24 protein-coding genes are annotated in these 24,785 nt (G+C 70.9%); 10 read left to right on the top strand and 14 right to left on the bottom strand.

The features are described from left to right. The first annotated feature begins 27 nt into the window (after positions 1 to 27). Together BG482_RS07500 and BG482_RS07495 are read left to right on the top strand one after the other, a co-directional pair. The gene (locus tag BG482_RS07500; protein WP_069768100.1) at positions 28 to 720 is read left to right on the top strand and encodes a DUF402 domain-containing protein; all 693 of its coding nucleotides are present in this window, start codon (positions 28 to 30) and stop codon (positions 718 to 720) included. Between the two features lie 317 nt (positions 721 to 1,037). Then, positions 1,038 to 3,152, top strand: coding sequence for a SpoIIE family protein phosphatase (locus BG482_RS07495; RefSeq protein ID WP_079141656.1), 2,115 nt, complete (start codon positions 1,038 to 1,040; stop codon positions 3,150 to 3,152). A 109-nt stretch (positions 3,153 to 3,261) separates the two neighbouring features. Here the strand turns inward: BG482_RS07495 and BG482_RS07490 are convergent, their stop codons facing one another. Next, positions 3,262 to 5,709 carry a transglycosylase domain-containing protein gene (locus BG482_RS07490; protein ID WP_069768098.1) on the bottom strand — a complete coding sequence of 816 codons (2,448 nt, stop codon included), beginning with the start codon at positions 5,707 to 5,709 and terminating at the stop codon, positions 3,262 to 3,264. 289 nt (positions 5,710 to 5,998) lie between these two features. Here BG482_RS07490 and BG482_RS07485 point away from each other — a divergent pair, with 289 nt between their 5' ends. The 5 genes from BG482_RS07485 to BG482_RS07465 all read left to right on the top strand — a co-directional run bounded on the left by BG482_RS07485 (position 5,999) and on the right by BG482_RS07465 (position 10,960). Continuing rightward, positions 5,999 to 6,973, top strand: coding sequence for an SPFH domain-containing protein (locus BG482_RS07485; protein ID WP_069768097.1), 975 nt, complete (start codon positions 5,999 to 6,001; stop codon positions 6,971 to 6,973). Next, positions 6,970 to 7,224 carry a hypothetical protein gene (locus BG482_RS07480; protein ID WP_069768096.1) on the top strand — a complete coding sequence of 85 codons (255 nt, stop codon included), beginning with the start codon at positions 6,970 to 6,972 and terminating at the stop codon, positions 7,222 to 7,224. The genes BG482_RS07485 and BG482_RS07480 overlap by 4 nt, the downstream gene beginning before the upstream one ends. Positions 7,225 to 7,413: 189 nt before the next feature. Continuing rightward, positions 7,414 to 7,938 carry a PadR family transcriptional regulator gene (locus BG482_RS07475; protein WP_069768095.1) on the top strand — a complete coding sequence of 175 codons (525 nt, stop codon included), beginning with the start codon at positions 7,414 to 7,416 and terminating at the stop codon, positions 7,936 to 7,938. Then, positions 7,935 to 8,624: an ABC transporter ATP-binding protein gene (locus BG482_RS07470; protein WP_069768094.1), complete on the top strand. Its 690-nt coding sequence runs from the start codon at positions 7,935 to 7,937 to the stop codon at positions 8,622 to 8,624. The genes BG482_RS07475 and BG482_RS07470 overlap by 4 nt, the downstream gene beginning before the upstream one ends. Further along, positions 8,621 to 10,960: an ABC transporter permease gene (locus tag BG482_RS07465; protein WP_069768093.1), complete on the top strand. Its 2,340-nt coding sequence runs from the start codon at positions 8,621 to 8,623 to the stop codon at positions 10,958 to 10,960. Before BG482_RS07470 ends, BG482_RS07465 begins: the two co-directional genes overlap by 4 nt. A 64-nt stretch (positions 10,961 to 11,024) precedes the next feature. Here the strand turns inward: BG482_RS07465 and BG482_RS07460 are convergent, their stop codons facing one another. The 4 genes from BG482_RS07460 to BG482_RS07445 all read right to left on the bottom strand — a co-directional run bounded on the left by BG482_RS07460 (position 11,025) and on the right by BG482_RS07445 (position 13,975). Further along, positions 11,025 to 11,453 carry a hypothetical protein gene (locus BG482_RS07460; protein ID WP_069768092.1) on the bottom strand — a complete coding sequence of 143 codons (429 nt, stop codon included), beginning with the start codon at positions 11,451 to 11,453 and terminating at the stop codon, positions 11,025 to 11,027. Between the two features lie 4 nt (positions 11,454 to 11,457). Next, positions 11,458 to 11,844, bottom strand: coding sequence for a roadblock/LC7 domain-containing protein (locus BG482_RS07455; RefSeq protein WP_069768091.1), 387 nt, complete (start codon positions 11,842 to 11,844; stop codon positions 11,458 to 11,460). Positions 11,845 to 11,928: 84 nt separating this feature from the next. Further along, a complete protein-coding gene (locus BG482_RS07450) occupies positions 11,929 to 12,828 on the bottom strand; it encodes a hypothetical protein (RefSeq protein WP_069768090.1) in 900 nt (299 codons plus the stop codon). Positions 12,829 to 13,015: 187 nt separating this feature from the next. Beyond that, complete coding sequence (locus BG482_RS07445) at positions 13,016 to 13,975, bottom strand: LysR substrate-binding domain-containing protein (protein WP_079141654.1); 960 nt, start codon at positions 13,973 to 13,975, stop codon at positions 13,016 to 13,018. Between the two features lie 133 nt (positions 13,976 to 14,108). Between BG482_RS07445 and BG482_RS07440 the strand changes: the two genes are divergently transcribed. Both BG482_RS07440 and BG482_RS07435 read left to right on the top strand, forming a co-directional pair. Further along, positions 14,109 to 14,663: a peroxiredoxin gene (locus BG482_RS07440; RefSeq protein WP_069768088.1), complete on the top strand. Its 555-nt coding sequence runs from the start codon at positions 14,109 to 14,111 to the stop codon at positions 14,661 to 14,663. 6 nt (positions 14,664 to 14,669) lie between these two features. Then, positions 14,670 to 15,203 (top strand): alkyl hydroperoxide reductase, encoded by a 534-nt coding sequence (locus tag BG482_RS07435; RefSeq protein ID WP_069768087.1) that lies wholly within the window; start codon positions 14,670 to 14,672, stop codon positions 15,201 to 15,203. Between the two features lie 59 nt (positions 15,204 to 15,262). Here the strand turns inward: BG482_RS07435 and BG482_RS07430 are convergent, their stop codons facing one another. The 7 genes from BG482_RS07430 to BG482_RS07400 form a co-directional block, all read right to left on the bottom strand. Beyond that, on the bottom strand, positions 15,263 to 16,642 hold the full coding sequence (locus BG482_RS07430; RefSeq protein WP_069768086.1) for an AI-2E family transporter: 1,380 nt from the start codon (positions 16,640 to 16,642) through the stop codon (positions 15,263 to 15,265). 159 nt (positions 16,643 to 16,801) lie between these two features. Next, the gene (locus tag BG482_RS07425; RefSeq protein WP_069768085.1) at positions 16,802 to 17,515 is read right to left on the bottom strand and encodes a transglycosylase SLT domain-containing protein; all 714 of its coding nucleotides are present in this window, start codon (positions 17,513 to 17,515) and stop codon (positions 16,802 to 16,804) included. Between the two features lie 69 nt (positions 17,516 to 17,584). Then, on the bottom strand, positions 17,585 to 18,259 hold the full coding sequence (locus tag BG482_RS07420; protein ID WP_069768084.1) for a transglycosylase SLT domain-containing protein: 675 nt from the start codon (positions 18,257 to 18,259) through the stop codon (positions 17,585 to 17,587). 421 nt (positions 18,260 to 18,680) lie between these two features. Continuing rightward, on the bottom strand, positions 18,681 to 20,006 hold the full coding sequence (locus BG482_RS07415) for a PhoH family protein (protein ID WP_069768083.1): 1,326 nt from the start codon (positions 20,004 to 20,006) through the stop codon (positions 18,681 to 18,683). A gap of 336 nt (positions 20,007 to 20,342) precedes the next feature. Beyond that, positions 20,343 to 21,116 carry an isoprenyl transferase gene (locus BG482_RS07410; RefSeq protein WP_069768082.1) on the bottom strand — a complete coding sequence of 258 codons (774 nt, stop codon included), beginning with the start codon at positions 21,114 to 21,116 and terminating at the stop codon, positions 20,343 to 20,345. 570 nt (positions 21,117 to 21,686) lie between these two features. Further along, positions 21,687 to 22,541 (bottom strand): class I SAM-dependent methyltransferase, encoded by an 855-nt coding sequence (locus tag BG482_RS07405; RefSeq protein ID WP_079141653.1) that lies wholly within the window; start codon positions 22,539 to 22,541, stop codon positions 21,687 to 21,689. A gap of 39 nt (positions 22,542 to 22,580) precedes the next feature. Continuing rightward, positions 22,581 to 23,150: a dihydrofolate reductase family protein gene (locus tag BG482_RS07400; protein WP_069768081.1), complete on the bottom strand. Its 570-nt coding sequence runs from the start codon at positions 23,148 to 23,150 to the stop codon at positions 22,581 to 22,583. Positions 23,151 to 23,221: 71 nt separating this feature from the next. Here BG482_RS07400 and BG482_RS07395 point away from each other — a divergent pair, with 71 nt between their 5' ends. Then, a complete protein-coding gene (locus BG482_RS07395) occupies positions 23,222 to 23,569 on the top strand; it encodes a DUF192 domain-containing protein (RefSeq protein ID WP_069768080.1) in 348 nt (115 codons plus the stop codon). A gap of 3 nt (positions 23,570 to 23,572) precedes the next feature. Here BG482_RS07395 and BG482_RS07390 read toward each other — a convergent pair whose 3' ends face one another. Together BG482_RS07390 and BG482_RS07385 are read right to left on the bottom strand one after the other, a co-directional pair. Beyond that, positions 23,573 to 24,187: an OmpA family protein gene (locus tag BG482_RS07390; RefSeq protein ID WP_069768079.1), complete on the bottom strand. Its 615-nt coding sequence runs from the start codon at positions 24,185 to 24,187 to the stop codon at positions 23,573 to 23,575. An 8-nt stretch (positions 24,188 to 24,195) separates the two neighbouring features. Then, complete coding sequence (locus tag BG482_RS07385) at positions 24,196 to 24,780, bottom strand: hypothetical protein (protein WP_069768078.1); 585 nt, start codon at positions 24,778 to 24,780, stop codon at positions 24,196 to 24,198. Between the last annotated feature and the right edge of the window lie 5 nt (positions 24,781 to 24,785).

Raw genomic sequence — 24,785 nt, 5'->3', positions numbered from 1 at the left:
TATGGCCATGGCACCTAATATCTGTCCATGGCAGACGGCGGAGCGGTGAGACGCGTGGGAACGGGCGGTGCGGCGGCCTTCTGGGAGCCGGGGGACCGGATCCTGTGGCGCTACCGGGAGAACGGCGGTGCGCGCTTCCACATCGCCCGCCCGGTCACCGTCGTGCGGGACGACGAGGAACTCCTCGCCGTGTGGATGGCCCCGGGCACGGAGTGCGTCAAGCCGGTGCTCGCGGACGGCACTCCGCTGCACCAGGAGCCGCTGCACACCCGGTACACCAAGCCGCGGACCGTGCAGCGCGACCGCTGGTTCGGGACCGGCGTGCTGAAGCTGGCCCGGCCCGGCGAGCCCTGGTCGGTGTGGCTGTTCTGGGAGCCGGGGTGGCAGTTCAAGAACTGGTACGTCAACCTGGAGCAGCCGCTGGCCCGTTGGGACGGCGGGGTGGACTCCGAGGACCATTTCCTGGACATCTGCGTCTACCCGGACCGCAGTTGGGGCTGGCGCGACGAGGACGAGTTCGCGCAGGCCCAGCAGGACGGCCTGATGGACGCGGCGGTGGCCCGGCGGGTGCGCGAGGCGGGCCGCAGGGCCGTGGAGAGGATCCGCGCGTGGGGGCCGCCGTTCGACGAGGGATGGCAGCATTGGCGCCCGGATCCGTCCTGGGCCGTACCGTTGCTGCCGGAGGACTGGGACCGCACCCCCGCGCACATGTCCACATGAGACCCTTGATGCGCCCCCGGGCGGCAAACGTAGGATCGTCCTCCGCAAGGCACCGCAGGCGGTAACTCCCGGAGTTCGAGCCGGGTCTGACCGAACGTCACCGAGGGGCGGCAGGACGTGAGCGAGGGGCACGAGGGAAACACCGGCGGGACGTTCCACGTAGGCTCCCAGGGTCGCGCGAGGTCCACCGGCGACACAGGAACAACCTCTGACCACGCGGGAATTCCGTTCCGGGGACACGTATTCCGGGTATCGGACTTCCTGCGGGACCAACTGCGCGCGCGGCGTGCAGCCCCGGACGGACGGATTCGACACGCGTGACGGAGCAGCCCATCTCCTACGAACGCCCCCAGGGCGTCGACCCCACGGACCCCCGTGGGGCACTCCTGCATACCCAGGCGTCCGCGCCGGGTGCAGCAGCGTTACCGCCCGACGGCTCGGGTACGACGACCTGCGGAAAAGGCGGAAAGGGCACCATGGGCGGCCAGGGAGCTGCGGGAAAGGATGCGGCGGCCGGTCCGGAGGCGGGCTCCGGGACCGAGCATTCCCAGCCGTCGGCGTCCTCCGAACCGGACACGCATCGGCCGCGCCCCGCGCCCGAGTCCATCCCGGCCCAGCCGGGCGCCGAGGCGCGCCCGGAACGGGGGCCCGGCGGGCAGGAGCGGCGCGGCGGGGTGGCGGTGACGCCCGGCCGGCCCACGCCGATGCGCCGGGACGGGGACCGGCTGCGTTTCGTGGGCGCGGCGACCCGTCGGATCGCCCGCGGCCTGGACCTCGACGAGATCGTGATGGGGCTGTGCCGGGCCACCGTGCCGACCTTCTCCGACGCGATCCTGGTCTATCTGCGCGATCCGCTGCCGGTCGGCGACGAGCGGCCCGCGGCGGACCGCATCATGCTGCGGCTGCGCCGCACCGACCGCATCCCGGAGGAGCGTGACACCGAGACGGGCTTCGCCGCGCTGGCGCTGCCGCCTCCGGAGCCCGGGGAGCTGACGGCCGAGCTGTCGGCGTCGGTCGGGGACATGTGCGAGGTGCGGCCCGGCGGCGCGCTCGCGGAGGTGCTGCGCGGGGTGCGTCCGGTGTTCGCGGACAATCCGGCCGCCCGGGCCGCTCTGCCCGAACTCCTCGGCGAGGAGAGCACCTTGATCGTCCCGGGCGGTCAGCGGGCCGTCCTGGCCCCGTTGCGGGGCCGGCGCCGGGTGATCGGCGCCGCGGTGTTCCTGCGCCGTCCCGAGCGCCTCCCGTTCGAGAACGACGATCTGCTGGTGGCCGCCCAGCTCGCCACGCACAGCGCGCTGGGCATCGACAAGGCGGTGCTGTACGACCGTGAGGCGTACATCGCCGACGAGCTGCAGCGCACGATGCTGCCGGAGACGCTGCCGCGTCCCACGGGCGTGCGGCTGGCGTCCCGGTACCTGCCGGCGGCGGAGACCGCCCGGGTCGGCGGCGACTGGTACGACGCCATCCCGCTGCCGGGCAGCCGGGTGGCGCTGGTCGTGGGCGACGTCATGGGGCACTCCATGACGTCGGCGGCCATCATGGGGCAGCTGCGCACGACGGCCCAGACCCTGGCCGGGCTGGACCTGCCGCCGCAGGAGGTCCTGCACCATCTCGACGAGCAGGCCCAGCGGCTGGGCACGGACCGCATGGCGACCTGTCTGTACGCCGTCTACGACCCGGTCGCGCACCGCATCACGATCGCCAACGCGGGGCATCCCCCGCCCGTCCTGCTGCATCTGGGCGGCCGGGCCGAGGTGCTGCGGGTCCCGCCGGGCGCGCCGATCGGCGTGGGCGGGGTCGACTTCGAGGCGGTGGAACTCGACGCGCCCGCCGGGGCGACGCTGCTGCTGTACACCGACGGCCTGGTGGAGTCCCGGCTGCGGGACGTGGCGACCGGTATAGAACAGCTGCGGGAGAAGCTCGCGGCGACCGCCCAGCTGACCGGACCGGACCATCCGCCGCCGCTCGAAGCCCTGTGCGACGAGGTGCTCGACATGCTCGGCCCCGGCGACCGGGACGACGACATCGCGCTGCTCGCCGCCCGGTTCGACGGGATCGCGCCCAGCGATGTGGCCTACTGGATCCTCGAGCCGGAGGACGCCGCGCCGGGGCGGGCCCGGCGGCTGGCCCGGCGGGCGCTGTCCCGTTGGGGCATGGAGGACATGTCCGACTCGGTCGAGCTGCTGGTGAGCGAGGTCGTCACGAACGCGGTGCGGTATGCCACGCGGCCGGTCACCCTGCGGCTGCTGCGGACCGACGTGCTGCGGTGCGAGGTGGGGGACGACGTCCCGCAGCTGCCCCGGCTGCGGCAGGCCCGGGCGACCGACGAGGGCGGGCGTGGGCTGTATCTGGTGAACCGGCTCGCCCGGCGCTGGGGGGCCACGCGGCTCAGCACCGGCAAGGTGGTCTGGTTCGAGCTGAACCGGAGCTGACGGCGCCGCGCGGACGCGAGGAGCAGACGCACGATGCACAGCGCGAAGGGGGCGCCCGGAGATCTCCGGGCGCCCCCTTCGCTGTTCCGCCGCCGGCTGCGGCGTCGTGCTACTGGCCGAGGAGCGGGTTGTCCGGCTCCCCCGATCCGGTCGGGGGGGCGTCCGTGCTCGGGACCGACGGCGTGTTGCCCGACGGTGAGCTGGACGGCGAGTTGCTCGGCTTCGGCGACGAGGACGCGGAGTTGCTCGGCTTCGGCGACGAGGACGGCGAGGAGCTCGGCTTCGGCGACGAGGACGGCGAGGAGCTCGGCGACGGCGACGAGGACGGCGACGGGGGCGCCGTCTGGACCGCGGCGCCCTGTTCGGTCTCCAGGTCGAACTTGGTGACCTTGGTGGAGACGCCGAAGGTGTAGGCCGCCCAGATCTGCGCCGGGGGGCCACCGCCGTTGATCCGGCCCTTTTTGCTGGTGATGCCGGTCATCGCGCCGGTCAGCGTGACCTGGGGGTGCGGGGCCTTCGCGGACTCGCCGAAGAGGCCGACCGAGGTGACGAGATCGGGGGTGTAGCCGGTGAACCAGGCCGACTTGTTGTTGTCGGAGGTACCCGTCTTGCCCGCGACCTTCTGGCCCTTGCGCAGCGGGTTGTCCCGCACGGAGATCTTCGCCGTGCCGTCGTCGACCACGCCGGTGAGCACCGAGGTGACCGAGTCGGCCGCCTCGCGGTCGATGACCTGCTTGCCCACGGGGGCGGTGTGCTTGAAGGACGGGTAGGCGCTGTTCTCCGCCGACTTGATGAGCGCCGGGGTGACCTTCTTGCCGTGGTTGTCGAGGGTGGCGTAGACGCCGGCCATCTGCAGGGGGCTCGCGCCCATGGTGCCGAGGGTCTGGGCCGGCACGGCCTTCAGGTCCTTGGTGTGCATGCCGAGTTCGTCGGCGACCTTGAGCACCTTGTCCATGCCGACGTCCACGCCCATCTGTGCGAAGACGGAGTTGATGGACTTGTTCAGCGCCGTCTGGACGGTGACGGGACCGTAGTCCTGGTCGTCCTCGTTCTCCGGGGCGAACCCGATGTCGCTGCCGACGACCGGGCGCTTGCTGGTGCCGTCGTAGATCGTGTTGGCGGTGATCTTCTGGTCGTCCTGGGTCACGGCGTTCTCGTCGAAGGCCGCGGCGAGGATCACCGGCTTGAAGGTGGAGGCGGGCTGGTAGTCGGTGCGGGTGGCGTTGTTGAGGTAGTGCTCGGTGTAGCTCGTGCCGCCGTACATCGCCTCGACCGCGCCGGTCTTCGGGTTCACCGACACCGCGCCGGCCTGGACGTCGCCGTCGACCGGGCGCTTCTTCTTGTCCAGCTTGCTGGTGAGCTGCTCCTTGACCGCGGTCTCCAGCGCCTTCTGCTTCTTCTTGTCGATGTTGAGCTCGATGTTCCAGCCGCCCTTGCGGACCAGGGCCGCGGCCGACTCGTAGTCGTCGGCGACGCCCGTGGCGACGAGCTGGTTGGCGAGCTCGGTGTTGGCCGCGTCGACCAGGTAGCCGATCTGGCCCTGCTTCCCCGGGGCGGCCTTGGGGTCCTTGGGGATCGGGAACTTCATCCCCTCGCGCTTGGACTTGTCCAGCCAGTTCTGGCCGACCATGTTGTCGAGGACGTAGTTCCAGCGGGCCTGGACCAGGCGTTTGCCGGTGTCGGAGGCGGCGGCCCAGTCGTACTGGCTGGGGGCCTGCAGCAGCGCGGCGAGGTAGGCGCCCTGCTCGACGCTGAGCTTGTCGGCGTCGACGCGGTAGTAGGCCTGGGCGGCGGCCTGGATGCCGTAGGCGCCGCGGCCGTAGTAGCTGGTGTTGATGTACCCGGCGAGGATGTAGTCCTTGTCCTTCTCCCGGTCCAGCTTGAGGGAGATGACCAGTTCCTTCAGCTTGCGCGTGACGGTCTGTTCCTGGGACAGGTAGTAGTTCTTGACGTACTGCTGGGTGATCGTCGAGCCGCCCTGCGCGCCCTTGCCCATCAGGGTGTTGAGCACACCGCGGGCGGTGCCCCTGAAGTCGACGCCGTTGTCGTTGTAGAAGGACTTGTTCTCGGCGGCGACGAAGGTGTGCTGGACGGGCTTGGGGATCGTGGCGAGGTCGACGTTCTCCCGGTTGACGTCGCCGTCACGGGCGAGGAGCGCGCCGCCGCCGTACTTGTAGACGTTGCTCTGCAGGTTGGCGTCGGGGTTGCCCGCGGGGATCGGGGTGCTCACGTACAGCCAGATGAAGGCGCCGATGACGGCGAGACAGAGGCCGAGGAACGTGCCGAGGATCTTCTTCCAGGTGAAGAGCCGGCGTATGAAGCTCTTGTCCTTCTTGCCGGCCTTGCCCTTCGTGCCCCTGCCGGCCTTCTTCGCGCCCTTGCGGGCGGCCGCGCGGCCGCCGGGCGCGGGCGCCGTGGTGGTCGCGGTCGCTGTGGCGGTCCCGGCGGTGGCTTCGTGGGCGGTGGGCGCCACGGACTCCGTCTCCGTCGAGCGGTTCCGGGGCGCCGCGCGGCGGCCACCGCGCTGTCGCGCTCGTCTCTCTTCCGCTCGTCCCATGAGTCCGCTCGCTCCGCTTCCTACTCGGCAGTCACACCAGCGCCCGGGGGCAGGGGCAGGTCAGCTCAGAAAGCTAACACCGCTGTCTATGACGAGGCGCAGTCGATCCGGTCTTCGGGGGGCGTGAGAATCAGCACCCCGCCCGGCGGAACCGGCGTGACCTCCCCACCGATTCGACGTCCGAGAGGGGTGGAGGGTTGCCATCTCGCGCTTAAGTGATATCACTTAGATAGACAGCCGATCACTGAAAAGACTGTTGACGGCTGCTGACGAGAAACGGGGACCCGCCATGTCCGTACACGACCCTTCGGCTCACGACACCTCGGCGCCCGGCCCCTCGGCCGCCGCCGAAGCCGTCGACGCACCCGAGATGCCCGCCCCGCGCGTGACCGAGTTCCCCGCGCACAGCGTGGGCGGCGGACTGGCGCTGCTGCTCGGCCTGGCCGGGCTGCTGGCCGGCGCCGGGATGATCGTCGCGGCCACCGCGGTGACGGCGACCGGCCTCAAGGCGGCGCTGATCGTCGTCGGCGTGCTGGTCGCCCTCGCCGCGTTCCTCGCGATGTGCGGACTGAACACGGTGGCGCCGGGCGAGGCACGCGTGGTGCAGCTCTTCGGCCGCTACCGGGGCACCATCCGCGAGGACGGCCTGCGCTGGGTGAACCCCTTCACCTCCCGCGAGAAGATCTCCACCCGGGTCCGCAACCACGAGACGGCCGTCCTCAAGGTCAACGACGCCTACGGCAACCCGATCGAGCTCGCCGCGGTCGTGGTGTGGAACGTGCGGGACACCGCGCAGGCCTCCTTCGAGGTGGACGACTTCCTGGAGTTCGTCGCCACCCAGACCGAGGCGGCCGTCCGGCACATCGCCATCGAGTACCCCTATGACGCGCACGACGAGAACGGGCTCTCGCTGCGCGGGAACGCCGAGGAAATCACCGAGAAGCTCGCCGTCGAGCTGCACGCGCGCGTGGAGGCGGCCGGTGTGCGGATCATCGAGTCCCGTTTCACCCACCTCGCGTACGCTCCCGAGATCGCCTCGGCGATGCTTCAGCGGCAGCAGGCCGGTGCGGTCGTCGCGGCACGGCGGGAGATCGTGGACGGGGCCGTCGGAATGGTGGAGGCCGCGCTCGGCCGCATCGCCGAGCAGGGCATCGTCGAGCTGGACGAGGAACGGAAGGCGGCAATGGTGTCCAACCTGATGGTGGTGCTGTGCGGGGACCGGGCGCCCCAGCCGGTGCTGAACACCGGGACCCTCTACCAGTGACGGTTCCCCCCGGGGGTGCAGCCCCTCAAGGCCGGCCGCAGCGCAAGCAGGTGCTGCTGCGGCTGGATCCCGCGGTGTACGAGGCGCTGGCCCGGTGGGCCGGTGAGGACCTGCGGTCCGCCAACGCGCAGATCGAGTTCCTGCTGCGGAGGGCCTTGAAGGAGGCGGGCCGGCTGCCCGGTGACACCGGCCCGCTGCCCCGCCGCGGCCGCCCCCCGGGCGGCTCCGCCGCCGGGCCCCCGAAGCCCTGACGGACCCGCCTGCCGGGCCCGCCCCGGGGCGGGCGGGCGACAGCTGCAGGGGCCGGCGCCGGGCATCCTCCCGCGGGACCTGTTGCGAAACGGTGACAATGCGCTGTCACCTGCGGAACCGTACCCCCCGCTGCCACCTGCGCACTCCGTGTATACACGGCAGGTATACACCGCGGGTACAGTCCTCGCATGTCCATCGGTCACACTCTCCTGGGACTCCTGGAGTCCGGGCCCCGCCACGGTTACGACCTCAAGCGGGCCTTCGACGAGAAGTTCGGTCACGACCGGCCGCTGCACTACGGCCAGGTCTACTCGACGATGTCGCGTCTGCTGAAGAACGGGCTCGTCGAGGTCGACGGCATCGAGGCCGGCGGCGGTCCCGAGCGCAAGCGGTACGCCATCACCGACGCCGGGATCACCGACGTCGAGAAGTGGCTCGCCACGCCCGAGAAGCCCGAGCCGTATCTGCAGTCCACGCTCTACACGAAGATCGTCCTCGCGCTGCTCACCGACCGCGACGCCGCCGACATCCTCGACACCCAGCGCTCGGAGCACCTGCGCAGCATGCGCATCCTCACCGACCGCAAGCGCAAGGGCGATCTGGCCGACCAGCTGATCTGCGACCACGCGCTGTTCCATCTCGAAGCCGACCTGCGCTGGCTGGAGCTGGCCGCCGCACGTCTCGACAAGCTGAAGGCGGCGATGCACGCGTGAACGCTCCCGGGGGGTCCCTGCTCGTCGCCGAGGACTTGCGCAAGGCATACGGCCCGACCATGGCGCTGGACGGCGCCGAGTTCTCCATCCACCCCGGCGAGGTCGTCGCGGTGATGGGTCCGTCCGGGTCCGGCAAGTCGACGCTGCTGCACTGCCTCGCCGGCATCGTGACGCCGGACTCCGGCTCGATCATGTACGACGGCCGGGACCTCGCCACCATGAGCGACGCCCAGCGCAGTCAGCTGCGGCGCACGGAGTTCGGCTTCGTGTTCCAGTTCGGCCAGCTCGTGCCCGAACTGACCTGCGTGGAGAACGTCGCGCTGCCGCTGCGGCTGAACGGCGCCCCGCGCAAGCAGGCCGAGCGCACCGCGCTGGACTGGATGCGGCGCCTGGAGGTCGACGACCTCGGCAAGAAGCGGCCCGGCGAGGTCTCCGGCGGGCAGGGGCAGCGGGTCGCCGTGGCGCGGTCGCTCGTCACCAACCCCCGGGTGCTGTTCGCCGACGAGCCGACCGGGGCGCTCGACTCCCTCAACGGCGAACGCGTGATGGAGCTGCTCACCGAGGCCGCCCGGACGGCCAACGCCGCCGTCGTCCTCGTCACGCACGAGGCACGGGTGGCCGCGTACTCCGACCGCGAGATCGTCGTTCGGGACGGCAAGTCGCGCGACATGGAGCGCGTCATATGAGTCTGCGCCAATGGTCCAGAGACCTGGGCCTGGGGGTCCGGTTCGCCTTCAGCGGCGGGCGGGAGGGCTGGATCCGGGCGGTCCTGACGGCCGTCGGCGTCGGCCTCGGGGTGGCCGTACTGCTGCTGACGACCGCGGCGCCCAACGCGCTCGAGGTACGCCACGACCGTGAACAGGCGAGGCTGGACTGGCCGTTGGGCGAACCGCCGGTCAAATCCGACAAGACCCTGCTGATCGCGCAGTCCGACACCACGTTCCGGGACAAGGACATCCGCGGCCGGATGCTGGAGCCGGAAGGCTCGGGCGCCCCGCTGCCGCCCGGCGTGAGCCGGTTCCCGGCGAAGGGCGACATGTTCGTCTCGCCCGCGCTGAAGAGACTGCTGGCCGCCGACGACTCGGCGCCGCTGCGGGAACGGCTGCCGTACCACGTCGTCGGGACCATCGGGGAGAACGGGCTGGTCGGCTCACAGGAACTCGCCTACTACTCGGGCGCGACCGGGCTGAGCATGCACGTCAACGGCGGCGGCTCGGTGAGCCGGCTGGAGACGTTCGGGGACCCGAACCCGTCGCACGAGAAGACCGATCCGGTGCTGCTCCTGCTGATCCTCGTGGTCATCGTGGTGCTGCTGATGCCCGTCGCCGTGTTCATCGCCGCGGCCGTGCGGTTCGGTGGCGAGCGGCGCGACCGCCGGCTCGCGGCCCTCAGACTGATCGGTTCCGACAGCCGGATGACCCGGCGCATCGCGGCGGGCGAGGCCATGGCCGGCTCCCTGCTGGGCCTGGTCCTCGGCACGGTGTTCTTCCTGATCGGCCGTCAGGTGGCGGGTACCGTCGAAGTGGTGGGCGTGAGTGTGTGGCCCAGCTATCTCGACCCCTCGCCCGCCCTGGCCGCGCTGGTCGTCCTGGCGGTGCCGACGGCGGCGGTGCTGGTCACCCTGTTCGCCCTGCGCGGTGTGGTGATCGAACCCCTCGGAGTGGTGCGCACCGCCAAGCCCGCGCGGCGGCGCCTGTGGTGGCGGCTGCTGCTGCCCCTGGGCGGCGTCGCGATGCTCTACCCGATGATCGGGCAGGGCCACGCCAACGGCGACTTCAACCAGTACCTGGTGAGCGGCGGCGTCATCCTGATCCTCGTCGGCATCACCGCACTGCTCCCCTGGCTCGTGGAGGCGGTCGTCGCCCGGCTCGGCTCGGGCGGCGTCGCCTGGCAACTGGCGGTACGGCGGCTTCAGCTGAGCAGCGGTACGGCGGCCCGGATGGTCAACGGCATCGCGGTGGCGGTGGCCGGGGCGATCGCGCTCCAGATGCTGTTCGCCGGCGTGGACAGCGACTACACCAAGTCCACCGGTCAGGACGTCAGCCGGGCGCAGATGCAGGTCGGGGTGCCGGACGGCGCGCCGCTGGCCCCTACCGCCCGGAAGTTCGCCGAGACCAAGGCCGTCCGCAAGGTGACGGCGCTGTGGGAGGGCTACCTCGGCGACACCTCCTGGAAGACCGAGAACGGCCCGAACACGCTCGGCGCGCTGGCCGTGGGCGACTGCCCGGCCCTGCGCGAGCTGGCGGAGCTGCCCTCCTGCGAGGACGGCGACACGTTCGTCCTCGACGGCGCCGGAAACTCCGACGACGGTGCGCACCTCAACAAGCCCGGCAAGAAGTTGTACTTCGAACAGTCCTCCGACGACCACAGCCCGGATGTCCAGTGGACCGTCCCCCCGGGCGTCAAGAAGGCCCATGCCGTGAAGGGCCTGACCGACTGGGAACGGGACGGCTTCCTGATGACGCCGAGCGCGCTGCCCAAGGCGGCCGAGAAGCGGGTCAGCGGGGAGATCTACCTCTCGATCGACGAGTCCGTGCCCGACGCCTACGAGTACGCCCGTAACACGGCGTTCAGGGTCGACCCGCTGTCCCAGCCGATGAACTGGACGGCCACCCGGCAGGACACGAAGTTCAGCTCCATCCGCACCGGGCTGCTGGTCGGCGCGGCCGCCGTGCTGGCGCTGATCGGGGCGAGCCTGCTGGTCTCCCAGCTGGAGCAGCTGCGCGAACGCAGGAAGCTGCTGTCGTCGCTGGTCGCCTTCGGCACCCGGCGGCGCACGCTCGGGCTGTCCGTGCTGTGGCAGACGGCGATCCCGATCGTGCTGGGGCTGCTGCTGGCCGCGACGGTGGGCATCACCCTGGGCGCGGTGCTGCTGCGGATGACGGACACCCCGGTGGACGTGGACTGGCCGAGCGTGCTGGCGATGACCGGCATCGGCGCGGCGGTCGTCCTCCTGGTGACGCTGCTGAGCCTGCCTCCGCTGCTGCGGCTGCTGCGGCCGGACGGGCTGCGCACGGAGTAGCCGCCGCCCGCCACGGTCGTCCGGTCCGGTCCCTCCCCCCGCTCGGGGGAGGGACCGTCCGCGTTCACAGCTGGTACTCCCGCACCACCCTTCGCACCTGGGCGAACAGCATGCCCACGTTGACCGACTTGCGGCAGACGACCACCGCGACGACGTCCTGCTGCTCGGTCATCCGCACGAACAGGTGAGTGAGGTTCTCGCTGTTGACGAGGATCTCCTGGAAGAAGTGGTTGTCGCTCTGGACGCCGCGACGCTCCTTGAACACGTCCTCGATCATCACCACCGTGCGGCCCTGGAACAGGTCCAGCGTCGCTCCCGCCAGCAGGTCCAGGACCTCGGGCGGATGGTTGTCGACGGTCTCGTAGGACAGCAGCATGCCGGTGGCCATGTCGACGACGCCGGAGGCGACGCAGTCGGGGGCATCCGTACGCAGTGATTTGACCAGGCCCATCACCTGATCGGAGAAACCGGGGGTCATACGCTTCGTCGCCATCCCTTCAGACTCCTTCGGCGGCTTTCCGGGTGAGGATCAGGTCGATGCGGCGCAGGGCGGGCTGGGTCGCCGTGTGCAGGCGCTCCACGTCCATGCCCTCGTCGCCGAGCACGACCATCAGCGCGGTGTCGCCCACCGCGTAGAACGCGGCGCAGCCGTGGCTGCCGTAGGCCACCGTGCGGTGCAGGGCGCCGCGGGCGGTCGCCTCGGAGGTGCGGCGGGCGAGGCCGAGGCCGGCCGCGGCGAGGGCGGCGAGGCCCTCGGGGTCGATGGAGTCGGCGGTGTCGGCGGCGATGAGCAGTCCGTCGGCCGCCGCCACCGCGGTGTCGGTGATGCCGGTCACCTGCTCGCGCAGGCCGCGCATCTCCCGCGCGAGGGCTTGGTGGTCCATGTGTGCAACTCCCCTGTCTGTGATCGCATGTGATCGTTGTTCTGTCTGTGGGGGTCGGTGCGTGGGGTCGGTGCGTGGGGGTGGTCATCTCGCCGTGGGGTTCCGCAGGCGGAAGAACTCCTTCCAGCCGTTGCCGCCGTTCGGTTCCGGCGTGAGGGTTTCGTTGATGCCGCTGGCGCCGGGGCGCCGCCGGGGCAGCGCGGACGGGTCCGGGTCCGGCGGCCCCTGCGGCGGCGCGGCGGGCGCCATGGGTTCCCGGGGGCCCAGTCCGCCGCCGTCCGCCGGTAGCAGGACCGGGATCGGGTGGGGTGCGTCCACGCACTCCAGGAGCCCCTCGCCCAGCATCCGAGCCACCTCGACGGTGACGGTGTAGACGCCGCGTCCGGTGCGGAAGGCCAGGTCGCGGGCGGTGCGTCGGCCGTCGGCGTGCGCGAGCAGCTCGCACCGCAGGTCGCCGAGGCGAGTCGCCGCGCAGGAGACGGGGGCGGGCGTGGGCCGCTCCCGGTCCGGGCGCACGGGGTACGGCAGCGCCAGCAGCGCGCGCAGCTTGCGGGACGCTTCCTGGAGCAGCCGGGTGGGCGGTTCGCCCACGGCGACCGCGGCGGGCGGGGGGCCTGCCGCCGGACCGCGTTCGCAGCCGTCGACGCTGCCCGCGACGACCGCGAACGCGGCGTCCTGGAGGGACATCGCGCAGACCACCCGGAGCTGGGCGGCCCCCGCGTAGCCGTGGGCGATCAGTCCGGCGGCCGGCCAGCGCGCGCCGCCGGACTCGCGCACCAGAGCGGCCCACTCCTCGCCCCCGATCCGGCCGGAGCGCAGCAGGAGCGCCTCGGGGCCGGGCGCGCCGGGCGACTCGACGGCGACGACCAGCCCGCCGTGGAGATGGAAGGCGCCGCCGGGCGAGCCGGACACGCGCACCTCCCCGGTGAAGCCGTCCCGGCCGCACGCGGCGAGGTCGCGTGCCAGCAGCTCGTAGCCCGACATCACTCCCCTTGGGCCTCTCGCACATACGCCTGACGCGTAGCGCTGAGGAGGGAATGTGTATCAGCCGGCGCGCACGGCCCAGCGCGGGATTTCCGACCTGCCCTCAGCTGACGGAAGTTGCTCCTCCGGGGAGCTCAAATCGCTTCGTAGGGACGCTATTTGACCGAGTGCCGCGCCCTGGCGGACTTCAGTCGTCGTCCCCGAGCACCCGCACCGGAAGCGGCCGCAGCGCCTCCCGGAGGGCGTCCGCCAGCTGCCGGTGCTCGGCTCCTCTCGCGGCTCCCGTGCGCATGGCCAGGGCGATGCGGCGGGCGGGCGCGGGGTCGGCGAAGGAGCCGGTGAGCAGGTGCGTGCTGCGGCTGGTCTCGACGGTGACGGCGGTGCGCGGCAGGAGCGTGCAGCCCAGGCCGCCGGCGACGAGCTGGACGAGGGTGGACAGCCCGGCGGCGGTGGTCGTCACCGGCGCGTCCCCGCGGCCCGCCTCGCGGCAGATGTCCAGCGCCTGGTCGCGCAGACAGTGCCCCTCGTCGAGGAGCAGCAGCGTGAGCTCCCTGAGTGCCTCGCGCGCGATGCCCGCGCGCCCTCCGAGCTCATGGCCGAGGGGCGTGACCAGCACGAAGTCCTCGTCGAACAGCGGGAGTTCGACGACACCGGGGACACCGAGGGGGACGGCGAGCAGCAGCAGGTCGAGCCGTCCCGTGTGCAGGCCGTCCACGAGGCCGGCGGTCTGCTCCTCGTGGACCTGGAGGTCGAGGTGCGGGTAGCGCTCGTGGACCAGCCGCAGGACGGTCGGCAGGAGGTAGGGCGCGACGGTGGGGATGACGCCGAGGCGCAGCGCTCCGGTGAAGGGGGCCCGGACCGCCTCGGCCTCCTCCATCAGCGCCTCCACCTCGCCGAGCACCGCCCTGGCCCGGACGACGAGCCGCTCGCCGGCCGGCGAGAGCAGCACCTTGCGGGTCGTACGCTCGAGAAGGGTGACGCCGAGGGTCTCCTCCAGGGCCGAGACGGCGCCGGACAGGGCGGGCTGGCTCATGCCGATGGCCGCGGCCGCGTCCCGGAAGTGCAGATGCTCGGCGACGGCCGTGAAGGCCCGGAGCTGGGCCAGACTGGGCGGTCGCCTTCTGGCCCTGGAATTACCTACAGTCACTGATAGCTACCTCCGATCAATTCAATCGAGTGTAGCCATTTCCCGAATCAATGCACCCTGTGCCACGATCGGCTCCGTCCAACCCAAGGGAAGTGTCCGCGATCCGGACACTCCCTCGCTGCAAGGAGAGCGTGTGCTCACTGTCGGTGACAAGTTCCCCGAGTTCGAACTGACCGCCTGCGTCTCGCTGGACAAGGGTGCGGAGTTCGAGCAGATCCACCACAAGTCCTACGAGGGCAAGTGGCTCGTGGTCTTCGCGTGGCCCAAGGACTTCACCTTCGTCTGCCCGACCGAGATCGCCGCGTTCGGCAAGCTGAACGAGGAGTTCGCCGACCGCGACGCGCAGATCCTCGGCTTCTCCGGTGACTCCGAGTTCGTCCACCACGCCTGGCGCAAGGACCACCCGGACCTGACCGACCTGCCGTTCCCGATGCTGGCCGACTCCAAGCACGAGCTGATGCGCGACCTCGGCATCGAGGGCGAGGACGGCTTCGCCCAGCGCGCCGTGTTCATCGTGGACCCGAACCGCGAGATCCAGTTCACGATGGTCACCGCGGGCTCCGTCGGCCGCAACCCCAAGGAGGTCCTGCGGGTCCTGGACGCCCTCCAGACCGACGAGCTGTGCCCCTGCAACTGGACCAAGGGCGAGAACACCCTCGACCCGGTCAAGCTGCTGGCCGGGGAGTGAGCTGAGATGTCTCTCGACTCCCTGAAGTCCGCGATACCGGACTACGCCAAGGACCTGCGGCTCAACCTCGGCTCCGTCATCGGCAACTCCGAGCTGCCCCCGCAGCAGCTCTGGGGCACGGTGCTGGCGACCGCGATCGCCTCCCGCTCCCCGATCGTGCTGCGCGAGCTGGCGCCGGAGGCCAGGGCCAACCTCTCGCCGGAGGCCTACACCGCCGCCAGGTCGGCCGCCGCCGTGATGGCGATGAACAACGTCTTCTACCGCACCCGCCACCTGCTCTCGGACCACGAGTACGGCACCCTGCGGGCCGGGCTGCGGATGAACGTGATCGGCAACCCCGGCGTCGACAAGGTCGACTTCGAGCTGTGGTCGTTCGCGGTCTCCGCGATCAACGGCTGCGGGCTGTGCCTCGACTCCCACGAGCAGGTGCTGCGCAAGGCGGGCGTCTCCCGCGAGACCGTCCAGGAGGCCTTCAAGATCGCTTCGGTGATCCAGGCCGTCGGCGTGACCCTGGACGCGGAAGCGATCCTCGCCGACTGACGTACGCGGCCGCGCGAAGGCCCCGCACACCTCACGGGTGTGCGGGGCCTTCGTCGTCGTCAGGCGTCCGGGGCCGGGGGTTCCGCGGCCGGGCCGGGCGGGGGCTCGGCGCCGCCCGCCGGGGCCGCCGTCACCGGGGCCGCCGTCACCGGGGCCACGTTCGACGCCGTGGCCCCCCGCGGACGGGGTGCGTGCCGCAGGGCCTGCTCGCGCGAGTACGTGTGCAGGTAGCCCACCACCGTGTTGGTGACGGCCACCAGGGGCACCGCCACGATCGCGCCGCCGATGCCCGCGACCATGCCGCCCGCCGCTACCGACAGGACCACCGCGAGTGGGTGGACGCGCACCGCGCGGCCGAGGATGAACGGCTGGAGGATGTGGCCCTCGATCTGCTGCACCGCCAGCACGACCAGCAGCGTCATCACCGCCGCGAAGACGCCCTGGGTGACCAGCGCGACCACGACGGCGAGCGCGCCGGAGGCGACCGCGCCGACGAGCGGGATGAAGGAGAACAGGAAGATGAAGACGGCGAGCGGGACGGCCATCGGCACGTTGAGGAAGTAGATGCCGAGGCCGATGAAGATCGCGTCGATCAGCGCGACGATCACCGTGCCGCGCACATACGCCGTCAGCGTCGCCCAGGCCCGCGGACCGGCCCCCGCGACGCCGGGCCGGGCCGCGGCCGGGACCAGCTTGAGCGTCCACTCCCAGATGCGCCGGCCGTCGTAGAGCAGGAACAGGGTCGAGAAGAACGCCAGCAGGATGCCGGTCAGCGCCTCGACGACGACGGTGACGCCCTCCAGGCCCGCCGAGGTGATCGAGTCGGTGTTGTTCCCGATCGCGTCCCGCAGGTTCTGGGCGATGCCGTTGATCTGCTTGTCGGTTACGTGGAACGGGCTGTTGAGCAGCCAGCGGCGCAGGTCGTCGATGCCGCCCTGGACCTGGTCGGAGAGGTTGTCGATGTTCGCCATGACCTGCCAGGTCACGAACCAGCCCATCAGACCGATGACGACGAATCCGAGGATCGCCGTCAGCGCGGTGGCGGCCCCGCCGGGCACGCCGGCCCGCTTCAGCCGGGCCACCGTGGGCTGCAGGAGCGCGGTCAGCAGCAAGGCGACCACGAAGGCCATGACGACCAGCTGGACCGCGCTGATGACTCTTATCAGCACCCACAGGGTCCCGGCGAGCACCAGCAGCCGCCAGCCCGCCTCGGCCGCGACCCGGACCCCCCACGGCACCGCGTGCGCGGGGTCGGGGCGCGGGACCGGAGGGACGGAATCCTGCGGGAACGCCTCGGGAGAGGGCGCGGACGCCTCGGGGGGCGCCGGTTCCGATTCGGCGCTCTCCCGCTGGACCTCGACACGTCGTTCGTCGAGCCGCTCACTCATCTCGCTCAGACCGGCGCCGAGCCGGCCGAGCCACCCTGGCACTCGCGACATGATCCGTCCTCTTCCCCCGTCTCTCCCCACCACTCCCCCTGGAGTCGTCGGTCACGGCCCGTCCGACCGTACAGGGCGAAAGCCCCTCCCCCTATGACGGGGAGGGGCTGCGCGAGGTTGAGCGGGGCCGCTGCGGGCCCCGGCTCGGGACGACGGGCGTCAGTAGGAGCTGTTGGCCTGCCAGTAGTCCCAGGCGCCGCAGGGACTGCCGTAGCGCTCGTTCATGTAGTTCAGGCCCCACTTGATCTGGGTGGCCGGGTTGGTCCGCCAGTCCGCGCCGGCGGACGACATCTTGGAGCCGGGGTAGGCCTGGACGAGGCCGTAGGCGCCGGAGGAGGGGTTGACGGCCTTGTAGTTCCAGCCGGACTCGTGCTCCACGATGTTGCTGAAGCACTGGAACTGCCCGCCGGGAACGATCCCGCGGGCGATGGCCTGGACCTCGGAAGCGGAGTACGACCCCTGCTGGACGAAGGTGGCACTGCCCGAGGCGGACTCCGTCTCGGTGTCGGCCTTCGTCTCGGCGCGCTCCTTGGCCTCCTTGGCCTCCTTCTCGGCCTTCGCCTTGTCCACGGCCGCCTGCTGCTTGGCCACCGCGTCCTTGGCGGCCTGCTTGCGGGCCGTCTCCTCCGCCGTCCTCTTGGCGGTGGCGTCGGCGGCGACGGCCTGGGCGTCGGCCTGTCGGCTCAGGGAGGCGGTCTGGACCTCGACCTGCTCACCAACGGGTAAGTCGGCGAGCAGCGTCGAGCCGCCCGTCGCCTGGGCGTCGTCGACGGGGTGCAGGGCGTTGCCCTGGGCGACTCCCACGACGGCGCCGACGGTGGTGACCGCGGTGGCCGAGGCCACGGCGAATCCCCTGGCGGATATCGGGCTCACTCGGATTCCTTCTGCTGTGTCATCAGATGCATCAGATGAAGGGGGACGACGGCCGGAAGCCGCCCGCGCTCAGTACCAGTGGTTGGCCTGCCAGAACGACCACGCCTCACAGGGGCTGCCGTACCGGCTGTCCATGTAGTTCAGGCCCCACTTGATCTGGGTGGCCGGGTTGGTCTGCCAGTCGGCGCCGGCGGACGCGTACTTGCCGGCCGGCAGCGCCTGGAAGAGGCCGTAGGCGCCGGAGGAGGCGTTGACCGCGTGGTAGTTCCAGCTGGACTCGTGGTCCACGATGTTGCTGAAGCACTGGAACTGGCCGCCCGGCACCATCTGCGCCGCCATCGCCTGGATCTGCGAGGTGGAGTAGGAGCTCAGGATCGGGAAGTCGCCCGCGCTGCGGCTGGCCTTGGTCTTGGCCTCGGCGCGCTCCTTGGCCGCCTTCTCGGCGGCCTCCTTCTTCGCGACCGCCGTCTTGGCCGCGGCCTTGCGGGCCGCTTCCTCGGCGTCCTTCTTCGCGCCCTCGTCCGCGGCGATGGCCTGGTAGCTGGCCTGCTGCGTGAGGGACGCCGTCTGCACCTGGGCCTGCTGGCCCACGGGCAGGTCGGCGAGGAGCGTCGCGTCGCTCGCCGTCGCCTCTGCGTCGTTGGGCTGCGCGACGCTGCCCGAGGCAACGCCGACGACGCTTCCGACAGCGGTGACCGCCGTGGCCGAGGCCACTGCGAATCCCCGGACCGAGATCCGGCTCACACGGTTTTCCTTCCAGCATCGTCCGCTTCGTTGACCCTGGCGGACGCGATCGTGCCCTTGACGCTGGTCTCCGAACTACGGGGTCACTGGAGACACGGGCCCGGTGGGCAACTCCCGGAAGGGGAGCGCCGCGTGGTGCTCGGGCGGCATACGACGGCGCTATGGAGTTGAACAGTGGTGCAAGTGGGTTTCCGTACCCCTGGGGGTACAGGTGTGCCGTATGCGGGGCCTGACAGAACCGAGACTCTGCCGTAACCCGACACCGCAAGGCAATTCCGAGTTGCGTGTGAAAGCTCACACCTGTGGAGGCCCCAGGGATTTCGCGAAACCCCCACACACGGCGACGCCGCCCGACTAGGCTCACAGCCTTTGTCGAGCGGCGCCAACTACCGCCGGGCCCCGATGTCTTGGGGCGGGTCGATCAGATCTGCCCATCCTCCAGCATTTCGGTCACAAGCGCCGCGATCTGGGACCTCTCGGACCGGTTCAGCGTGACATGCGCGAAGAGCGGATGCCCCTTCAGTTTCTCGACGACGGCCACCACGCCGTCATATCGCCCGACCCGCAGATTGTCCCTTTGCGCGACATCATGGGTCAGAACCACCCGGGAATTCGAGCCGATCCGGGACAGAACGGTGAGCAGCACGTTCCGTTCGAGGGACTGCGCCTCGTCGACGATCACGAAGGCGTCATGGAGGGAGCGGCCGCGGATGTGGGTCAGCGGCAGGACCTCCAGCATGCCGCGGGCGGTGATCTCCTCGATGACCTCGCGGCTGGTGACCGCGGACAGCGTGTCGAAGACCGCCTGGGCCCAGGGACCCATCTTGTCGGCCTCGGAACCGGGCAGATAGCCCAGCTCCTGCCCGCCCACCGCGTACAGCGGCCGGAAGACCATCACCTTCTGGTGCTGACGGCGCTCCAGGACCGCCTCCAGGCCCGCACACAGGGCCAGCGCCGACTTGCCGGTGCCGGCCCGGCCGCCCATGGACAGGATCCCGACGTCCGGGTCGAGCAGCAGATCGAGCGCGATGCGCTGCTCGGCGCTGCGGCCCTTGATGCCGAAGGCCTCCCGGTCGCCGCGCACCAGCCGGACGCTGCCGTCGGCGGTGACGCGGCCCAGGGCCTTGCCACGCTCCGACTGGATGGTCAGACCGGTGTGCACGGGCAGGTCCGCGACCTCGGCCACGTGCAGGCGGCCCTCCTCGAAGAGGATGTCCACCTGTTCGCCGGACAGCGTCAGTTCGGACATCCCGGTCCAGCCGGAGGAGCCGGTGATGGCGAGTTCGGCACGGTACTCCTCGGCGAGGAGCCCGACCGAGGACGCCTTGATCCGGAGCGGGAGGTCCTTCGACACGACGGTGACGTCGAATCCCTCGGCCTGCAGATTGCGGGCCACCGCGAGGATGCGGGAGTCGTTGTCCCCCAGGCGGTAGCCGGTCGGCAACACGCTGGGGTCCGAGTGATTGAGCTCGACACGGACGGTGCCGCCGAGTTCCCCGATCGGGATGGGGGCGTCGAGGCGACCGAACTTCACCCGGTAGTCGTCCAGCAGACGCAGGGCCTGCCGGGCGAAGTAGCCGAGCTCCGGATGGTGCCGCTTGGCCTCCAGTTCCGTGACCACGACGATGGGGAGCACGACCTCGTGCTCCTCGAAGCGGGTCATGGCGTTCGGGTCGGCCAGCAGGACGCTGGTGTCGAGAACATAGGTGCGCCGGTCTGGCATACGACGCTTTGTGCTGGTCACCACGGAAGGACGTACCCCCTCGGATGAGGTCGGGGAGCGACGGAGTGGAGCTGGGCCGGTACTCGGCCGCCCTGCACGGGCCGAGAACCGGCCCCCCGCTGCTTGTTCCGTGCCGTGACCGCACGGTCGGGCTGGTGCAAAGGGCCTCCCGGGCGGACGGCCCCGTGCCGTCCGCTGAGATCCGACACCCGTGGTTCGGGCGTCGACCTGCTTGGCTTATGCCCTCGAACGCGCGCCGCCATGCCACGGCATATGACGGCGCGCCGATGAACTCCACGTTACGTCCACCCCGAAGGGGGTATCCGGAACCCCCTTCGGGGGGCTTCGCCGGTGTGCGCCTCAGCCGCCGTAGCGCCGATGGCGGGCCGCGTAGTCGCGCAGGGCCCGCAGGAAGTCGACCTTGCGGAAGGCCGGCCAGAAGACCTCACAGAAGTAGTACTCCGCGTGCGCCGTCTGCCACAGCATGAATCCGGACAGCCGCTGCTCGCCGCTGGTGCGGATCACCAGGTCGGGGTCGGGCTGGGCGCCGGTGTAGAGGTGGCGGCCGATGAGGTCGACGCTGACGGAGTCGGCGAGGTCCTCCATCGAGGTGCCCTTCTCCGCAGCGTCCACGATCATCGAGCGCACCGCGTCGGCGATCTCCTGGCGACCGCCGTACCCGATGGCGACGTTGACCAGTATTCCGTCGACGTGGGCGGTGGAGTCCTGGGCCTCCTTCAGCGCGGTCTGCACATGGGAGGGGAGGATGTCGGGGGTGCCGACGTGGTGGACGCGCCAGCGGCCGTCCGCGGCGAGGGTGCGCACGACGTCCTCGATGATGCCGAGGAGGGGGACGAGCTCTTCCTGGGGGCGGTCGAGGTTGTCCGTCGACAGGAGCCAGAGGGTGACCACCTCGACGTCCGTCTCGGTGCACCAGCCGAGGAACTCCTCGATCTTGTCGGCGCCGGCCCGGTGACCGTGCTCGGTGGTGGAACCCGCGGCCTTCGCCCAGCGTCGGTTGCCGTCCATGATGACGCCGATGTGCTTGGGCACCTGAGCGTGGTCCAGGTGGCCTTCCACCCGGCGTGCGTACAGCCTGACCAGAAGGCCGCGCAGCTTGTCGCGCAGGTTCACGTGATTGTCAGCCCCTCCGTACGGTGCGGTCCCCGCGGGGCGCAGCCTACCCCTGTGGGGACTTGGGCAAAAAAACGGGCCGGTCCGTGGGGGGGAGACGGACCGGCCCGAGGGGGGGTTTCCACCATAACCCTTCGTAAGTGATGCTGCGCGCATCGGCGCGCCACAACTACTCTCCGGAGTCGTTCGGCGACGCGAGGGTGACCGTTTTAGACATGGTTCATGGGTGGTTCACGGCCGGAATGCGACTGATTCGCAGGGAAGCGGGCCCTGATGCCGAAGAAAGTTCAGGTTTCGCGGAGACTCGGGCCCTGTCGGCCGCCCGTCGACCCGTCCCCCTGACGGGCTAACCCGGCCGCGAACGCCCGCTTGACGCGAGCGTCACCGCGCAGCCCCCTCCACTGCGCGGTGACGTCCACGCAGCTTTGCTCACGCGAATTGCCTCGCTTGAACTTACGTCAGGCGGGACGGGGATGTGAACCACATGCGATAACGATGTGGAAACTCCATGGAGACCGAAGCCTCCCGGATCCGGTCAGAAGCGGGCCCGAGCGGCTGTTCCCGCCCGCTTCACCTACGACGTGCCTCGACGAGATGGCGGGAGCTGTGGGCGACGAAGGGACCGTCGGCCTCGATCCGCTCGTGCAGGGCGCGCAGCCGGGGCCGGTAGGCCTCCACCGTGAAGCCGGGGACCATCCACACCACCTTGCGCAGGAAGTGGACGACGGCGCCGACGTCGTGGAACTCGACGCGCAGCCGCTCCGCCCGCAGATCGACGATCTCCAGTCCCGCCGCCTCCGCCTCGGCGCGCTCGCGGTCGGGGTGACGACTGGAGCTCACCTCCTGTGGCTGCGGTCCGAGGAAGTGCTCGACGAGCTCGAACACGCTGCGCGGGCCCACGTGCTGGGCGAAGTAGGTTCCGCCGGGCTGCAGGACCCGGGCGATCTCGTGCCACAGGGGCCGCACCGGGTGCCTGCTGCTCACCAGGTCGAAGGAGGCGTCCGCGAAGGGCAGCGGGGCGTCCTCCGCGGTCGCGACGACCGCGATGCCGCGCGGCCGCAGCAGCGCGGTGGCCTTGGCGACGTTCGCCGGCCAGCCCTCGGTCGCGACGGTGAGGACGGGAGCCTTGGGGGCGGCCCGGCCGAGGGCGAAGTCGAGGACCTCGCCTCCCCCGGTCTGCACGTCGAGCGCGGCGCTCGCGCCGGCCAGCCGCGCGGCCAGCGACATCGCGTACCCCCAGGAGGGCCGCGCCTCGGTGGCGCGTCCCTCGAACCAGGAGAAGTCCCACCCGTCGACGGGGACGGCCGCCCCTTCGGCGAGCAGGTCCTCGAACGAGCCCTTCACACGGCCGGTCGCGCCGCCGCCCGTTCGGCCGTCCGTGCCGCCGTCCTTCTCGCCGTCGTACGCGCTGTCCCGGTCGTCCATCCGACGATCGTGACAGAGAGGCCGCGGAGACGCCGTCGATTAACGGGAACGCTCGTACCGCAGCAGCACGACTCCGTTGCCGAAGGCCTGCGACCCGGTGAGGCGGAGGGCGGTCTCGGTGGCGGTGTCGGTGTGCGGGAAGAGGGGCTTGCCCCGGCCGATGAGCACCGGGTGGACGTAGACGCGCAGTTCGTCGACGAGATCGTGCCGGAGGAAGGCGGCGGCGACGTCGGCTCCGCCGAGCGCCAGGTCGCCGCCCGCCTGCTCCTTGAGCGCGACGACCTCCTCGGGGACGACGTCCCGGACGATCGTCGTGTTCCAGCCGGCGCGTTCCAGGGTCCGCGAGTAGACGATCTTCGGCATCTCGCGCCAGATGCCGGCGAACTCGGCCTCGGTGGGGGAGGCGTCGGGGTCGGCGTCGGCGGTCGGCCAGTAGCCGGCCATCAGCTCGTACGTGGTCCGTCCGCTGAGGAGCCCGCCCAGTCCCCCGATGAACGTGTTGAAGTGCCGGTGCAGTTCCTCGTCGACGCGATGCCAGGAGATGTCGCGGTCCGGGCCCTCGATATAGCCGTCCAGGGACGTCGACATCATCAGGACGATCTTCCGCATGCGAGGGCCCCTTTTCGTCTCCCGGCTCGCTACCGTGCAGAGGGTAGCGAGGCGGCCGAGGGGAGACGGGTATGGCGCGCTGGCGGGACGGACGGGGCGAACTCCTGGTGGCGGAGGCCCGGGTGCCGTTGGAGATCGCCGCCTCCTACCGGGCCCGGACCAGAGGGCTGCTGGGACGGGACGCCGTGGACGGGGCGTTGCTGCTGTCGCCGGCCGGCGGGGTGCACACCTTCGGGATGCGCATGCCGATCGACGTCGCCTATCTCGACCGCCGGCTCACCGTCATCGCGGTGCGCACGATGGCGCCGGGGCGGCTGGGACTGCCCCGGCTGCGGTCCCGGCACGTCCTGGAGGCGGCGGCAGGCGCGATGGCCGGGTGGGGGCTGACGGCCGGAGTCCGGGTGCGGGTGTGCGCGTGAGGCTCAGCCCGTCGTGCGCGGGAACGTGACCTCCACCCGGCGGTTCTTCTTGCGGCCGGCCTCGGTCGAGTTGTCGGCGATGGGGTACTGCTCGCCGTAGCCGCGCACCTCGAAAGTGATGTCCGGGTCGTTCAACTGGCCCGCGAGCTGCGCCTGGACGGCGTCCGCCCGCTGCTTCGACAGGACGTCGCCGTGAGCGGAGGACCCCAAGTCGTCCGTGAAGCCGAAGACGCGGACGACGGTGGTGTGCTGCTTCTTGATCTCCTCGGCGATCCTGGCGATGCGGGACTTCGCCGCCGGGCCGAGTCGGGCGCTGTCCTTGCCGAAGAGGACCTCCGCCTGCAGGGCGAACGTCACGTCCGCGTTGGTGTCCTCACGGCGCTCGTCCCCCGACTCGTCCTCGACGACCTGCTTGATGTCGAGCACCTTGGGCGCGGCGAGGGTGCCGCCCTCGGGAAGCTTGAGGTCGGGATCGTTGGGGTCCACCTGCACGGGCGCGGCTGCCGTCGGCTCGGTGCCGGGGGGAACACTGGGCGAGGTGTCGGCCCGCACGACGGGAACGGGGGCGGCGAACACGAATACGAGGGTGAGGGCGAGGAGGGTGGGGCGTGGGTTCATGAGCGGCCTCACCCGGAGATCGCGATGTCGGCAGGCGCGAACATCGGCATCTGGAACGACACCTCGGAGGTGCCGGCGGGCGGTGCGGGGAACTGCATGAACACCGGTACGGAGTCTCCGGACTTGACGCTGGAGACGCCCGTGGTGGTCAGGGGCCTGCCGTCCGTGTCCCGGAGGACGTAGTAACGCTTCTTCCCTTTGGAGTCCACCAGGGTCGCTCCGCCGAACGAACGACCGTTTCTGATGATCTCGGTCTCGTTGCCGCTCAGTTGGGCGGGGATGGTCAGCAACTTCGCACTGTCGTTCTTCAGGTCCGCGGTCACGGTGACGAAGCCACCCGAGTCGCGCAGAGCAGAGGTGATCTGCAACAGCAGGCCGCTGGGCCCCTTCAACTCGGCCAGAGGCTCACCGGACTGCCCCTCCTGTGCGGTGGGCGCGGAGCCGTCTCCTTTCGACGCCGACGCCGCCGCCGACGCCGGGGGCTTGTCGTCGCCGCCTCCACCGCCGCACCCGGCCACGCCGAGGGCCAACCCGACGACAGCAGTCAGTGCGGTCGTCCTCCTGACGGCCTTCGCCGTGAACCGCATGCTCATCACGC

Origin of the sequence: Streptomyces sp. LUP30 (genome assembly GCF_001746365.1) — a bacterium.
Classification (GTDB): domain Bacteria; phylum Actinomycetota; class Actinomycetes; order Streptomycetales; family Streptomycetaceae; genus Streptomyces.
This window is presented reverse-complemented; position numbering and strand designations above follow the sequence as displayed.